The 14,465-nt window shown below is 62.9% G+C and carries 13 protein-coding genes; 1 reads left to right on the plus strand and 12 read right to left on the minus strand.

Translation table 11 applies throughout. The features are described 5' to 3' along the window. The 12 genes from ACLIKD_RS13605 to fabI all read right to left on the minus strand — a co-directional run bounded on the left by ACLIKD_RS13605 (position 1) and on the right by fabI (position 12,810). A complete protein-coding gene (locus ACLIKD_RS13605) occupies positions 1-1,134 on the minus strand; it encodes an ABC transporter permease (protein WP_428825500.1) in 1,134 nt (377 codons plus the stop codon). A gap of 1 nt (position 1,135) precedes the next feature. After that, positions 1,136-3,907, minus strand: a complete 2,772-nt coding sequence (rbbA, locus tag ACLIKD_RS13610; protein ID WP_428825501.1) for a ribosome-associated ATPase/putative transporter RbbA — start codon at positions 3,905-3,907, stop codon at positions 1,136-1,138. 6 nt (positions 3,908-3,913) lie between these two features. Further along, a complete protein-coding gene (locus ACLIKD_RS13615) occupies positions 3,914-4,900 on the minus strand; it encodes an HlyD family secretion protein (RefSeq protein WP_428825502.1) in 987 nt (328 codons plus the stop codon). A gap of 93 nt (positions 4,901-4,993) precedes the next feature. Beyond that, the gene (locus ACLIKD_RS13620; RefSeq protein ID WP_428825503.1) at positions 4,994-5,485 is read right to left on the minus strand and encodes a hypothetical protein; all 492 of its coding nucleotides are present in this window, start codon (positions 5,483-5,485) and stop codon (positions 4,994-4,996) included. A 72-nt stretch (positions 5,486-5,557) separates the two neighbouring features. Then, a complete protein-coding gene (locus ACLIKD_RS13625) occupies positions 5,558-6,082 on the minus strand; it encodes a hydrogenase maturation protease (RefSeq protein WP_428825504.1) in 525 nt (174 codons plus the stop codon). After that, positions 6,079-7,542, minus strand: coding sequence for a Ni/Fe hydrogenase subunit alpha (locus ACLIKD_RS13630; RefSeq protein WP_428825505.1), 1,464 nt, complete (start codon positions 7,540-7,542; stop codon positions 6,079-6,081). The genes ACLIKD_RS13625 and ACLIKD_RS13630 overlap by 4 nt, the downstream gene beginning before the upstream one ends. Positions 7,543-7,596: 54 nt before the next feature. Continuing rightward, a complete protein-coding gene (locus ACLIKD_RS13635) occupies positions 7,597-8,148 on the minus strand; it encodes an NADP oxidoreductase (RefSeq protein ID WP_428825506.1) in 552 nt (183 codons plus the stop codon). Between the two features lies 1 nt (position 8,149). Beyond that, complete coding sequence (locus ACLIKD_RS13640; RefSeq protein ID WP_226416764.1) at positions 8,150-8,860, minus strand: 2Fe-2S iron-sulfur cluster-binding protein; 711 nt, start codon at positions 8,858-8,860, stop codon at positions 8,150-8,152. Next, positions 8,857-10,677 (minus strand): NAD(P)H-dependent oxidoreductase subunit E, encoded by a 1,821-nt coding sequence (locus ACLIKD_RS13645; protein ID WP_428828346.1) that lies wholly within the window; start codon positions 10,675-10,677, stop codon positions 8,857-8,859. Before ACLIKD_RS13645 ends, ACLIKD_RS13640 begins: the two co-directional genes overlap by 4 nt. Before the next feature lie 155 nt (positions 10,678-10,832). Continuing rightward, on the minus strand, positions 10,833-11,360 hold the full coding sequence (locus ACLIKD_RS13650) for a hypothetical protein (protein WP_226471365.1): 528 nt from the start codon (positions 11,358-11,360) through the stop codon (positions 10,833-10,835). Between the two features lie 3 nt (positions 11,361-11,363). After that, positions 11,364-11,942, minus strand: a complete 579-nt coding sequence (locus tag ACLIKD_RS13655; RefSeq protein WP_226471366.1) for a hypothetical protein — start codon at positions 11,940-11,942, stop codon at positions 11,364-11,366. Positions 11,943-12,000: 58 nt separating this feature from the next. Beyond that, positions 12,001-12,810, minus strand: coding sequence for an enoyl-ACP reductase FabI (gene fabI / locus ACLIKD_RS13660; RefSeq protein ID WP_428825507.1), 810 nt, complete (start codon positions 12,808-12,810; stop codon positions 12,001-12,003). 235 nt (positions 12,811-13,045) lie between these two features. On the opposite strand from fabI, the gene ACLIKD_RS13665 reads away from it, so the two are divergent. Then, on the plus strand, positions 13,046-14,464 hold the full coding sequence (locus ACLIKD_RS13665) for a bifunctional enoyl-CoA hydratase/phosphate acetyltransferase (RefSeq protein WP_428825508.1): 1,419 nt from the start codon (positions 13,046-13,048) through the stop codon (positions 14,462-14,464). The last annotated feature ends 1 nt before the right edge of the window (position 14,465 follow it).

The following is a 14,465-nucleotide window of genomic DNA, read 5'->3' on the forward strand; positions in this document are numbered from 1 at the left end:
TCAGACTTGGGTCTGCGTCACCGCCTTGCGGAAACGCAACAGTGCGACGAAGAAGAAGCAGGCGCCGATCCCCGTCATGGCCAGCAAATCCTGCCAGATGCCGTCGATTCCGGCGCCCCGGTAGAGTATCCCCTGGGCCAGTCGGACAAAATAGGTGGTCGGTGCGGCGAGCATGATGTTCTGCACCATCTCCGGCATGCTCTCGCGCGGCGAGACGCCGCCCGACAGCATGAGCAGCGGCAGGATGCTGAGGATCAGGAGCAGGCCGAATTGCGGCATCGAGCGGGCCAGGGTGCCGAGAAAGATGCCGATTGAGGCCGCGGCGAACAGGTAGCAAGCGGCCGCAGCCAGGAACAGCGGGATCGAGCCGGCGATCGGCACGGCCAGCACCTGGCGGACCATCACCAGCAGCGCGAAGGTGACGCCGCACAGCACGATCATCCCGTTGGCCCAGATCTTGGCCATCATGATTTCGAGCGGGGTCAGCGGCATGACCAGCAAATGTTCGATGGTGCCGTGCTCGCGCTCGCGGATGAAGGCGGCGCCGACCAGGATGATGGTCAGCATGGTGACGTTGTTGATCACCTCCATGACGCCGCCGAACCAGAAACCGTTGAGGTTGGGATTGAAGCGGACCCGGCTGGTCAGCTTGATCGGCGTTGCGGCGCTGTCGCGCCGACCGGTCAGGTATTCATTGACCTCGCCGAGCGCGATGCTCTTGATGTAAGTGGCGCCGATGAAGGCCTGCGACATGATCGTCGCGTCGATATTGAGCTGGACGTCCGGCACCTTGCCGGCCTGCACGTCGCGCTGAAAATGCGCCGGGATGACCAGCGTGAAGTTGTAGCGGCCGGCATCCATGCCGGCATCGAGTTCGGCCAGCGAGATCATCTGCGGCTGACGGAAGAACGGCGGGTAGAAGGCATCGACGATCCGACTGGAGAGCGGCGACTGGTCCTCGTCGACGATGGCGATCGGGGCGTTGTGCAACTCCTGCGAAACACCGGTCGCCGCGGTGTAGATGGCGCCGGAGAAAGCCCAGCAGATCAGCACCATCAACGTCTTGTCGGCGCGCAGGCTTTTCAGCTCCTTGAGGCCGAGGCGGAAGATGTTGGAGAGGCTGGGCAGGCGCATGTTATTTCTCCTGCTTCTTGAGCAGCACCACCGACAGCACGGTCAGCACGGGGATGAAGCAGGCCAGCGCAAGGAACTGCGGAATCAGGTCGGAAACGCCGAGGGCCTTGGTAAAGGCACCGCGGCTGATGATCAGGAAATAGCTGGCCGGGAACAACTGGCCGATCCAGTAGCTCGCCCCTTCCAGCGCCCCGACCGGCGTCGTCAGCCCGGAGAAACTGACGGTCGGCAGAATGGTCAGGATCGCCGTGCCGAACAGCGCGGCGATCTGCGTGCTGGTGAAAGTCGACATCAGCAAGCCGATCCCGGTGGTCGCGATGACGTACAGGCCGGCACCCAGGCACAGGGCGAACAGGCTGCCCTTGATCGGCACGTGAAAGATGATCTGCGACTGGATGAGCAGCAAGGCGAAGCTGATCAAGGCGACGACGACGTAGGGCAATTGCTTGCCGAGCAGGAATTCAAGCCGCGTCACCGGCGTCACGTAGAGGTTGGTGATCGAGCCGAGTTCCTTCTCGCGAACCACGCCAAGCGCCATCAGGATGGCCGGGATGAAAATCAGCAAAATCGGAATCACCGCCGGCACCATGGCGTAGATGCTCTTGACGTCCTGGTTGTAGCGGTAGCGCGAGACGATGTTGGCCGGATAGCCGGCGGTCACGCCGGTCTGCTCGCGAATCAGCTGCTGCACGTACTGCAAGTGCATGCCCTCGGCGTAGCCGCGTACCGTTTCGCCCCGATAAGGCATGGCGCCATCGACCAGCATGCCGATTTCGGGCCAGTGACCGCGCCGCAGATCGCGGCCGAAATTGGCCGGAATATCGACCGCCAGGCTCAACTCGCCGCTGCGCATGCGTTTTTCCAGATCGGCATCGTCGAGTATCGGCGCCTGTTCGAGGAAATAGCGCGACCCGGCAATATTCTCGATGTAGGCCCGACTTTCCGGCGACTCGTCGCGATCGAGCACGGCGAAGCGCAAGCCCTCGACGTCGAGCGAAATGCCGAAACCGAGGACGAACATCAACAGCACCGAGCCGATCAGCGCGAACGCCAGCCGGATCGGATCGCGGCGTAATTCGAGCGCCTCGCGGTAGGAGTAGCCGAGCAGACGCCGCAGGCTGAAGGCGCTGGGCTGCTGTTTGGCCGACCCCGCGCTCGGCACGGCCGGCGGAGCACTATCGCGACCGGCAACTTCGGGGCCGTGCGGGACTTCGCCGGTGGCGGCGGGAAGCGCTTTGACGACGCCCGTCGCCTCCTCCAGATAGCTGATGAAAGCCGCCTCGAGCGTCGCTTCGCCGCGCGCGGCGCAGAGGCCGGCCGGCGTGTCGCTGGCCAGCACCTTGCCGGCGTGCATCAGCGAAATGCGGTCGCAGCGCTCGGCTTCGTTCATGAAATGAGTCGAGATGAAGATGGTGACGCCCTGCCCGCGCGACAATTCGACGAGCAGCGCCCAGAAATCGTCGCGCGCCACCGGATCGACGCCGGAAGTCGGTTCGTCGAGAATCAGCAGCTTCGGTTCATGGACCACCGCGACGGCCAGCGACAGGCGCTGGCGGATGCCCAGCGGCAATTCGGCGGCCGCCTTGTCGGCGTAGGGTTCAAGGCCGAAACGCTGCATCAGTTCGGCAATCCGCGGACCACGCCGGGCATCCGGCAGGTGGAACAGCCGGGAGTGCAGATCGAGATTGGCGCGTACCGTCAACTCGCCGTACAGCGAGAAGGACTGCGACATGTAGCCGACCTGCTTGCGGGTTTCCAGATCGTGCGCGTCGATCGCCTTGCCGAACAGCTTGGCCTCGCCTTCGCTGGGTGGCAGCAGGCCGGTCAGCATCTTCATCGTGGTCGTCTTGCCGCAGCCGTTGGAGCCGAGAAAGCCGAAAATCTCGCCCGGTTCGATCTTGAAACTGACCCGGTCGACGGCCGTGAAATCGCCAAAGCGCTGCGCCAGGCCGGCCGCTTCGATGGCGTAGCTGCCGCCATTGCCAACGCGCGGCGGAATGACCAGCGCGTGATGGGCCTGCCGACGCTCTTCCGGCAACAACTGGATAAACGCCCCGTCGAGCGTCGGCTGCCCGGTCTGCGCCCGCAACTCGGCCGGCGTGCCGGTGCCGATCACCTGACCGCCATCCATCGCCACCAGCCAGTCGAAACGCTCCGCCTCTTCCATGTAGGCGGTGGCCACCAGCACGCTCATGCCCGGCCGGCGGGCGCGGATGCTGTCGATCAACTCCCAGAACTGGCGGCGCGACAGCGGATCGACGCCGGTTGTCGGCTCGTCGAGAATCAGCAGGTCGGGATCGTGGATCAGCGCGCAGCACAAACCCAGTTTCTGTTTCATGCCGCCCGATAGCTTGGCCGCCGGCCGCTCCCGGAAAGGCTCCAGGCCGGTACTGGTGAGCAGCTCGCCTATGCGTTGCTGGCGCTCGCGCTTGCCCTGCCCGAACAGGCGGCCGAAGAAATCGACGTTCTCGAACACCGACAGCGTCGGGTAGAGGTTCTTGCCCAGTCCCTGAGGCATGTAGGCAATGCGCGGCTGGACCGAAGCGCGAAAGCGGCGGTTGCCGATATCGCCGCCGAGCACCTCGACCGTGCCGGTCTGGATCAGCCGCGCCCCGGAAACCAGCGCCAGCAATGACGACTTGCCGACGCCATCCGGCCCGATCAGGCCGACCATGCAGCCGGCCGGCAGGCTCAGTTCGATATTTTCCAGCGCCACCGTGGCCGTGTAGCGATGACTGACTCCGGCAAGGCGGGCGACCGGTGTACGGTCCATGACGACTTACTTTCCGCTGATCTGCAGGTTGGCCGGCCACGGCGTGTTGGCATCGAGCCGCACGTAGGCGACGCCGGGCATGCCGCCCTTGGCCAGATCGCGATGCGCCGCCAGCCAGGCCGGATCGGCCTTGACCTTGATGCGGAACATCAGTTTTTCGCGCTCGGTCCGCGTTTCGACCTCGCGCGGCGTAAATTGCGCCTTCGGTGCCACGAAGTTGACGGTGGCCGGAATCGCCTGCCCCGGCAGGGCATCGAGGACGATGCGCGCTTCGCTGTTGAGCGCCACCTGACCGGCCTTGTCGGTCGGCAGGTAGATGGTCATGTACATGTCGGAAAGGTCGAGCAGCGTCAGGGCCTTGCCGCCGGCCGCCAGAACCTCGCCCGGCTCGGCCAGTCGATAGAGCACGCGGCCGTTGATCGGCGCCTTCAGCGCGGTATCGTTCAAGGTCACCTTCAGACTGTCCACCTTGGCTTCCGCCGCGACGACCGCCGCATCGGCTTCGCCGACCCGGCTCCGGGCCTGGGCCATGCTGGCGCGCGCCCCCTCCAGGCCGGTCTGGTCGCGATCCAGCTTGTCGCGCGTGATGAAGCCGCGGCCAACCAGGTTTTCCGAACGCTTCAGGCTCTTGTCGGCCAGACTCACATCGCTTGCCGACTTACGCACCCCGGATCGCGTCTCATCGACCGCTTGGCGCGCCTGCTCGACCTGCGCTTCGGTCGCCCGCAACTGGGCGCGCAGGTCGTCGGCGTCGAGCCGGGCGACCACGGCACCGGCCTCGACCATGTCGCCCTCGCGCGGCACAAGCTCGCTGAGCCGCCCGGCAATCTTGGTCGCCACATCAACTTCGATTGCCTCCAGCCGGCCGTTGCCGGATGCCAGCCCGGCCGGCAAGCCGGCCGGGCGCTGCAGATACAGGTAAAGGCCCAGGCCTGCGGCGCACGCCAGAACCAGGACGAGCAGCAGAATCTTGCCAGGAGAAGTACGACTCATATCGAGCTCCAAATTATTTACTGACCTACCGGTCATTACCGAGTCGGATTATAGGCATCGTTCGATCAAGCTGCCAGCCAGAACCTCTGCCCGTCAGCGGCCACAGGATGGCGCACTGCTGTCCGGCCCGCGCAGATCGGGCCGTTGATAGGTCGTCCGGACGAGGCAGGATGTCCCGTCGAACAACACGTCGAAGCGTGCCAGGGTGCTCCAGTCGTCGCAGAACAGCCACTCCCAGACCAGTTCGTCGCGCGCCTCGAAATAGACGGTCCACGCCGGATTGGGCGGGCCGAGCAGGCGCAGGATGGCGGCCTGATCGTCGCGGCCGGCGACGATCAGGCCAAAATGGCGCGACTCGAGCACGTTTTCGATCCGCAGCAACCGGCCATCCGGGGCGAAAAACGCCATATAGGTATGGGTCCCAGCCGGACCGCGGGGGAAAGCCAATTGCTCGCTCCCGTCACTGTCCCGCCAGCGCAGCGCCGGCGTGCCCATTTGACCGACCACGTCGGCGACATTCGCCACTCCGGGCTGCAGCCCGCGGCCATCGTAACTGGCGCAAGCGGTCGTGAGCAGTAGCGCCAACAGGATCAAGCATTTTTGCAACCGGGGAATCATCAGCAAGCAACCCAAAGAATCCGATATTTCAACTGGCGTTCAGGCCATTGCAGCAACGCGAACGCCCTCCTTCGCATTGACCGCCATTGCCTCCCAGGACGCCGGGTCCGGGTTGCGGCAGAGCGCTTCGAGCAATCCGAAAGCCTGCTCGAGACGATTTTCGGCCGTGGCGGTCAATGGCTCGCCCAGTTCGAATTGCTCACCGCGAATGCACAGCGTGAAGGCCGGCGGCGGGTCGGCCTCTTCGGTCTGGCGGAACACCTGGAGCACGGCTTCCGGCGGCAGTTCGTGCGTGGTGTGGGCGATGCCGGCGGCCGGGGCGATCCGTTGAAAGGTAAAGGGCGCCCCGGTATCGATCCCGGCATCGATGAACAACGCTAGTTGCCGGTCTTGCAGATCGAGGACATGTTCGATCTGCAACTGGAAGTCCTCGATCAGTTCGAACTGCGCCGCCAGGCCGGCCGCTTCGAGCCAGCTGGCCAATCGCCCGCAGAGCACCGGCCCGATGGCGTCGTCGCCGCGACTCGGATTGCCAATGGCAAAGACGACGACCGGCGCGCTCATGCGCGGCTCAGCGAGTGAATCAACCGCCCTTCCGCATCGACCAGCTCGACGGCCAGCGGCATCTTGCCGAGGGCGTGCGTGGCGCAGGACAGGCAGGGATCGAAGGCGCGGATGGCGACTTCGATGTGGTTGAGCAGGCCTTCCGTGATTTCGTGGCCATGCAGGTAGCGGCGCGCGACATGGCGGACGGCCTCGTTCATCGCCTGATTGTTGTTGGTCGTCGAGACGATCAGGTTGGCCATCGTGATCAGGTCGTTTTCATCGACCCGGTAGTGGTGGAACAAGGTACCGCGCGGCGCCTCGATGACGCCGACGCCCTCCATCTGCCGTTCGCCTTCGACCATCAGATCGTTGCTCAGCAGATCGTCGTCATGCAGCAGTTCCTTGATCACCTCGGCCGCATGCAGCATCTCGATCATCCGCGTCCAGTGATAGGCCAGCGGTGCGTGCATCGGCGTACCGCCGGCGTAATCGACGAATTCCTTGCGCTCGTGCTCGGCGAACGGCGTCGAGATCTGGTTGCAGTTCTGCACCCGGGCCAGCGGCCCGACCTTGTACCAGCCGTGTTCCTTACCCAGCGAACGGAAATACGGGAACTTCATGTAGCTCCACGAGCGGACTTCTTCATCGATGTAACGGTCGTATTCCTGATAGTCGACACCGTCGAAAATCAGCTTGCCGTTGTCGTCGCGGGCGCGCAGCGTGCCATGGTAGAAGTCGAGATCGCCGTTGTGGCCGACCAGCGACATGAAGTTCGAGCGGAAGATGCCGAAACTGTTGTACAGACCCGGATCCTGCGTATGCACCTTCTGGATCAGATGCACCGCATCGCGCGACCAGGCGACGATGTGATAGATGTCCTTGAGCAGTTCATCCCGTTCGGCGACAGTCAGCGACTTGTTCATGCCGCCCGGCACCGCTCCGGTGCCATGCACCCGCTTGCCGGCAGTGACGCGGATCACTTCCTGGCCGAACTTGCGGAGCAGGACGCCGCGCTTGGCGATTTCCGGATGGGCGGCAGCGACGCCGACGATATTGCGCCGGGTGACGTCGCTATCGAAACCGAACAGCAGGTCCGGCGAGCAGAGATGAAAGAAATGCAGCGCGTGCGATTGCAGCATCTGGCCGTAATGCATCAGGCGACGCAGCTTCTCGGCGGCCGGCGTCAGCTTCTTGGCGCCGACGATGATATCGAGCGCCTTGGAGGCAGCCAGATGATGCGACACCGGACAGATGCCGCACAGGCGCTGGACCATCACCGGCACTTCCCAATACGGCCGGCCCTGGATGAATTTTTCAAAGCCGCGGAACTCGACGATATGCAGGCGCACCTGATGCACCTTGTTCTGGTCGTCGAGCAGGATCGTCACCTTGCCGTGGCCCTCGACCCGCGAAACGGGATCGATCGCCACGCGGCGCAGCATTTCGGGGTGTTCGGCAGTTTCCAGTTGGTAGCTCATTCAAATCTCCTAATCCATTAAGTCTTCGGTCGAGGACGCGAAGGCGCCATGGATTCAGTCGTAATGCATCAAGCCGTGGCCGAGTTCCGGCTCGCGGCCGGCCATCAGATCGGTCAGCACTTTCCAGATCGCTTCGGCCGAAGGCGGGCAACCGGGGATGAAATAATCGATCTTGACGACCTCGTGGATCGGGTGCACCTGGTCGAGCGGCAAAGGCAGCTCCGGATCATTCGGAATCATGCCGTTCGATACGCCCGGACTGGTGTGATAGACCTCTTCCAGGATGGTCGTCAGCGGCAGGTGATTGCGCTGGGCCGGCAAGCCGCCATTGATCGCACAGGCCCCGAGGGCGATCAGAATCTTGCAGTTCTTGCGGAAATCGCGCAGCACATGGACGTTCTCGGCATTGCACAGGCCGCCTTCGATTATGCCGATATCGCAATCGTGACTGACCTCCTTGATATCGGTCAGCGGCGAGCGGTCGAACTCGATGTGTTCGAGCAGCGTGAACAGCCGTTCGTCGATATCGAGGAACGACATGTGACAGCCGAAACAGCCGGCCAGCGAGGTCGTGGCGACTTTCAGCTTTTTCTTGGGCGCAGTCATGTCAATAGCCCTCCTGCTTGGCCTCGACCGTCGCCGAAATCGGCTGCTTGTCGTAGCTGCGTTCGCCGATCGGCACGGCAAAGCCCTCGCGCTTCTTCAGGATGACCCCGACCGGACAGACCTGCGCCGCCTTGTCGTGCAAGGTGAAATTGGTGTCGGCCAGTTGGCCGGACTTGGCATTGACGATCAGGTGCGTATCGATGCCGCGCCCTGACAGCGCAAAGACATTCTTGCCATCGACATCGCGGCTGGCCCGCACGCACAGCGAACAGAGAATGCAGCGGTTGAAATCGAGCAGCACCTCGGGATGCGAGGCATCGACCGGCCGATCCGGGAAAAAGTGATCGAAATGCGGCGACATCATGCCCAGATGGTAGGCCGTGGCCTGTAACTGGCAGTTGCCGCTCTTCTCGCACGACGGGCAGAAATGGTTGCCTTCGACGAACAGCATCTGGGTCAGCGTCCGCCGTTCGTCGTTGATCTCCGGAGTGTCGCTTTCGACCACCATGCCGGCAATCGCCCGCATCGTGCAGGAAGCCGTCTGCCGGCCATTTACCTTGACGGTGCACAGCTTGCACGAGCCATGCGGCTTGAATTCCGGGTGGTAGCACAGGTGCGGAATGAACACCCCGGCCTTGGTAGCGGCCTGCATGATGGTCTGCCCTTCCTCGAAGGAAATGGTCTTGCCATCCAGTGTGAACGTATGGCTCATGCCGAACCCTCCCCAAATTCTTCAGCGATGATGTGTGCTCCGGGATCGTCGCGCCCGGTCATCTGCCGGGCCGCCGCCAGCGCCTGGTCAAGATCGAAGGCCGGCGCGAAGTCCTTGCGCGTCATGCGCTTTTCGTAGGCCGGCCGGAATTTTTCGATGGTGTCGAGCACCGGATTGCAGGCGGTATGCCCGAGACCGCAATGACTGGTCGATTGCAGCAACTGGTTCATTTTTTCGATTTCGGCGAAATCGTAGGGCGAACCGCAGCCATTGTGCAGCTTGTCCATCAGGTTCTTGAGCAGCGCCGTGCCGACCCGACACGGCGTGCAGAAGCCGCAGCTTTCGTGCTGGAAGAAGTGCACGTAGTTGCGGGCGACTTCGAACATGTCGCGGCTGTTGTCGAAAATGGTGAAGGCGCCGGCCGTCGGAATATCCTCGAAGCCGATGGTCCGATCGAATTCGGCCGGTCCGACGCAGATGCCGGACGGGCCACTGACCTGCACGGCCTGCGTATCCCGGGCGCCGCAGTCGGCCAGAACCTGGCGGATACTGACCCCGAAGGGATATTCGTAGAGCCCCGGCCGCTCGCAATCGCCGGACACCGACAAGACCTTGGTGCCGGCCGAATGCTTGGTCCCGATGCTGGCGTACCACTCGCCCCCCTTCAGCGCGATGAGCGCCGCCGCGGCAAAGGTTTCGACGTTATTGACGATGGTCGGCTGGTCGAGATAACCGTTGGTCACCGGGAACGGCGGCCGGTTGCGCGGCGTGCCGCGCTTGCCTTCCAGCGATTCGATCAGGGCCGATTCTTCGCCGCAGACATAGGCGCCGGCCCCGAGGTGAATCTCGATATCGAAATCGGCCCCCGGAATACCGAGAATATCGGCCCCGAGCAGACCGTCCTTGCGCCGGCGTTCGAGCACGGCATTGAGCGGTTCCAGCAGATAACGGTATTCGCCGCGCAAGTAGAGGAAACCCCGCCGGGCGCCGACCGAGTAGGCGGCCGCCGTCATGCCTTCGAAAACCAGATCGGCATAGGAAGTCAGCAGCACGCGGTCCTTGAACGTGCCGGGTTCGCCTTCGTCGGCGTTGCAGACGACAAAACGCTGTTGCCCGGACTTCAACGGGGCGTTGCGACAGGCCTCCCATTTCAGGCCAGTGGTGAAGCCGGCGCCGCCGCGCCCGCGCAGGTTGGCCCGCTTGATTTCGTCGAGCATCGCCGCCGGGCCACCCAGACCGGTCGGCAGTCCTTCGCGCCAGGAGCGCATGTTGGAGGACATCAGGCCGTCGCTCGGGGCACGCCCGTGGGCGGCGCGCAGCGCATCGCCGGGCGCCATCTGCGAGCCGAGCAGGATATCCGGCAGGCGGATGTGATCGTCGACCGTGAAATAATCGGCCGGCCATTCGGCCAGCGGGGTATTGCTGCGCACCAGTTCGGCGATTTCGTCGATGCGCGCTTCGCTCAAGCGGGTTATCGCCAGGTTATTGACCAGCAGCGCCGGCCCCTGATCGCACATGCCGGTACACGATGTCTTGTCGACGCTGACCAGGCCGTCTTCCGAAACCTTGCCCGGCTCTATCCACAAGCTGCTGCACAGGCGCTCCATCAGGGTCAGATTGCCCTGCATGCGGTCGGTGATGTTGTCGGAAAAGAGTATCCGGTACTTGCCGCGCGGCTGGAGATAGAGGAAGGAATAAAACCCGGCGACGCCCTCGATCTTGGTGCGCGGGACGCCGAGCGTCGCCTGCAGGCGATCGATCGCTTCCGGGGAAATCCAGTCGCAGGCTTCCTGCACTTCGCGCAGGATCTGCACCATACAGGTGGGATCGCGCCGGTAACGGGTGACCACCCGGTCGACAATCCCGGCAACTGCTTCTGCGTGCCTATCGTTCAGTGCCACGACAACCTCCCGACAAAGACTTATGACGAGAGAAAGCGTAGCACCAAATCGTTACAGCCTGTTGTCGAAGATCAACCGCCCATCAGGTTTTCGCCATTGCCGGCGGGAATGGCGGCGGCGCGAAATTCGGCGCGGCGCTCCTCGACTTCGGCCAGCGAGGGAATCTCGATATACAGATCGGGGTACTGGCGCAATAACTGATCGACCACCCATTGATTGGCGTCATAGGCGAACTCGCGGGCGACCAGCGGCGCCGATGCATAGGCCTCGACGAAGAGCGCGACCGCCGCCGAACGGCTGACGCCATACTCGCAATGAACGATGACCACGATATCGCCGGGATCGGCGTGCTGCTCGCCGACAAAGCTGCCGATGCGGCGCGCCATCAGGTGATCGAACATGCCGGGCATCGGCGCCGGCAGGTATTCGTCAGCCGGCACGGCGTCGAAAAACGACAGCCGCAGAATATCCTTGAAACCGACGGCCAGCCGGGCATCGGGCGTGCCCGGATCGGTGATCGAGATGACCGCCGTATGCCCATTGGCAACCAGCGCTTCTGCCCGCAAGCGTGAGGTATAACAAACCTGACTGATCGGCATGCCTTATTCCATGAATACCGGATCGGAGAAAACCAGTGTTCCATCCTTGCGCATCATCAGGTTGTCCGCCTTGATCAGGTCGGGCAACGCACCGTATTCATCGGAGAAGCCTTCCAGCGCCTTGAGCGATTGCTGCACCGTTTCGCTCCAGCCCATCGGCGTGACGACCAGATGGTGCAAGGCGATGCGCCCCATGTCCTGGGCCAGGTTGCGCCACATCAGGCAGGCATCGAAATAGGAGGCGCTCAATTTGGTCGCCACTTCGGCCGCATCGCCATTGCCCGGCAGCGGATAGAGCTTTTCGACCTCGACGATATGGAAGGGGAAGCCGCGACTGGACCGCCCGACGACCCCGTGATCGGCATAGACGACGGGGAAATGCGTGCCGGTCGGCCGGTCTGGCGCCGTGTAGTAGGCATAGTCGGTCGGCGAGGAGAGCACCTTGAAGACGCGCTCCTGGCCATCGACGACGTCGCCGTCAAGAACGATGGTGCTTTCGCCGCGACCGATTTCCTTGCGCCCGGCGAGCAGCGGATGATCAGGTACTGGATCGGGAAGCAGTTCGCCGCAGTTGGTATCCATGTACACCTCAGTCGTTATCGAACAAGGGAGGATCCATTATGATCCTCCCGCGCTTCGTTTACGCGACGATATGCGCGCCGGCATCGACGTAGATCGTCTGTCCGGTCATGCCGGAAGAGCCGGCGGTACACAGGAAGGCAGTCAGCGCGCCGACTTCTTCGATGGTCACCGTGTGGCCGAGCGGCGCCTTGACGGCATCGGATTCGAGCAGCTTGTTGAAGTTGGCGATGCCGGAGGCGGCGCGCGTCATGATCGGGCCGGGCGACACGGCAAAAACCCGGATGCCCTTGGGGCCGAGATCGTAGGCCATATAGCGGACGGCCGACTCGAGGGCCGCCTTGATGATGCCCATCACGCCGTAGTTACGGACGACACGCTCGGCGCCGAGATAGGACATGGTGATCAGCGAACCGCCTTCGGTCATCAGCGGCTCGATCGCCTTGGCCATGCGCAGGAAACTGTGGCAGGAGATATTCATCGCCGCATCGAAACCGGATTCGGAGGTATCGATGACGCGACCGTGCAGGTCGTCGGCTTCACAGAAGGCCATCGAGTGAATGGCGAAGTCGAGCCGGCCGAATTCGGTGCCGCACTTCTCGATCACCGCTTCAAGGCTGCCCGGCTGCGTGACGTCGAGCTTTTCAAAAAGACGGGCACCAATCGATTCGGCCAGTGGCTGGGTATATTTTGCCGTCTTGTCGTTCTGGTAGGTTAGCGCGACGTCGGCCCCCAGCGCACGGACGGCCTTGGCCACCGCGAAGGCGATCGACTTGTCGTTGGCAATGCCGGTAATCAGACCTTTTTTGCCGGCCAGCGGCAGTGCCGGATTGCCTTGGGCAACGGCGGTCGGTTCGGTAAATGTATTCATGTTGTTTTCCTTAAGCGAGTGATGGGACCTTGCTGCGTCCCTCTGTTCATCAACGACCATAAATCAACAACGATCAGCAGATGGTGCAGCGCACGTCCCGGTGGCAAGCCATATCCACGGGCAATTCTGATCGACATGTCACATCAACGGCATTGTTTGCTGCAGTGCAGCATACTATACTATCAGTTAGTCAAATTGGACTAGCCAGCCCGCAACGTTTTTCGGGAGTAACAACATGCACGAGAGCAGTGAGCAGCGACATCTGGTTAACAAGACCTACAACGAAATCCGCGTCGGTGACTCGGCCAGCCTGGTGCGGACGCTGATGCCGGAAGACGTCAAGTTGTTCGCCGTGCTGACCGGCGACTTCAATCCCGGCCTGGCCGATGCGACCTATTCCGAAAGCGGGATGTTTCGCGAAGTCATCGCCCACGGCATGTGGAGCGGTTCGCTGATCTCGACGGTGCTCGCCACCCAGTTCCCCGGCCCCGGCACCATCCTGGTCGACCAGACGCTGCACTTTGCGCGTCCGGTGACGATCGGCGACACGGTGACCATCACGGTGACCGCCAAACAGAAATTCGATCACAACAAGCATGTCGTCTTCGACTGCGTGTGCACCAACCAGGAAGGCCTGCAGGTTGTCCGTGGTACTGTCGAAGTGCTGGCCCCGACGGAAAAGATGTCGCGGACGCAGGAAATCCACATGCCGGCGATCCGTATCGACGACAAGCATGAGCGCTATACCCACCTGCTCTCCCGGGTCAAAGGCCTGGAACCCGTTCCGACGGCGGTCGCCCATCCCTGCGACCGCGAATCCTTGAAAGGCCCGGTCATCGCTTTCCAGGAAGGCATCATCGAGCCCATCCTGGTCGGCCCGGAATCGAAGATCCGCTCGGTCGCCGAGGAATTCGGCATCGACCTGCACGGCATCCGCATCGTCAATGCCGCCCACAGCCACGATTCGGCGGCGATCGCCGTGTCGCTGGTGCGCACCGGCGACGCCGAAGCGCTGATGAAAGGCAGTCTGCATACCGACGAGCTGATGGGCGAAGTGGTTTCGCGGGCCAACGGCCTGCGCACCAGCCGCCGGATCAGCCACGTTTTCCTGATGGACGTGCCGACCTATCATCGCCCGCTGCTGATCACCGACGCCGCGATCAATATCGCGCCGACGCTGGAAGAGAAGGTCGACATCATCCAGAACGCCATCGACCTCGCCCACATCCTCGGCATTCCCGAACCGAAGGTCGCCATTCTCTCGGCAGTCGAAACGGTCAATCCGAAAATCCAGTCCACGCTCGACGCCGCCGCATTGTGCAAGATGGCCGACCGCGGCCAGATCAAGGGTGGCATCCTGGACGGCCCGCTGGCCTTCGACAACGCCGTCTCGATCGTCGCCGCCAAGACCAAGGGCATCAAGTCGGCGGTCGCCGGCCATGCCGAAATTCTTGTCGTACCCGACCTCGAATCCGGCAATATGGTCGCCAAGCAACTCGAATACCTCGCCAACGCGCTGACCGCCGGCATCGTCCTCGGCACCCGCGTCCCCATCGTCCTGACCAGCCGGGCCGATACGGCCGAAACCCGCACCGCGTCCTGCGTCATCGCCGCGCTCGTCGCCCACGCCAACCGCAAGAAGGGAACTGTCTGAC

It is taken from the genome of Azonexus sp. IMCC34842, from assembly GCF_050368855.1.
GTDB classification, from domain to species: domain Bacteria; phylum Pseudomonadota; class Gammaproteobacteria; order Burkholderiales; family Rhodocyclaceae; genus Azonexus; species Azonexus denitrificans_A.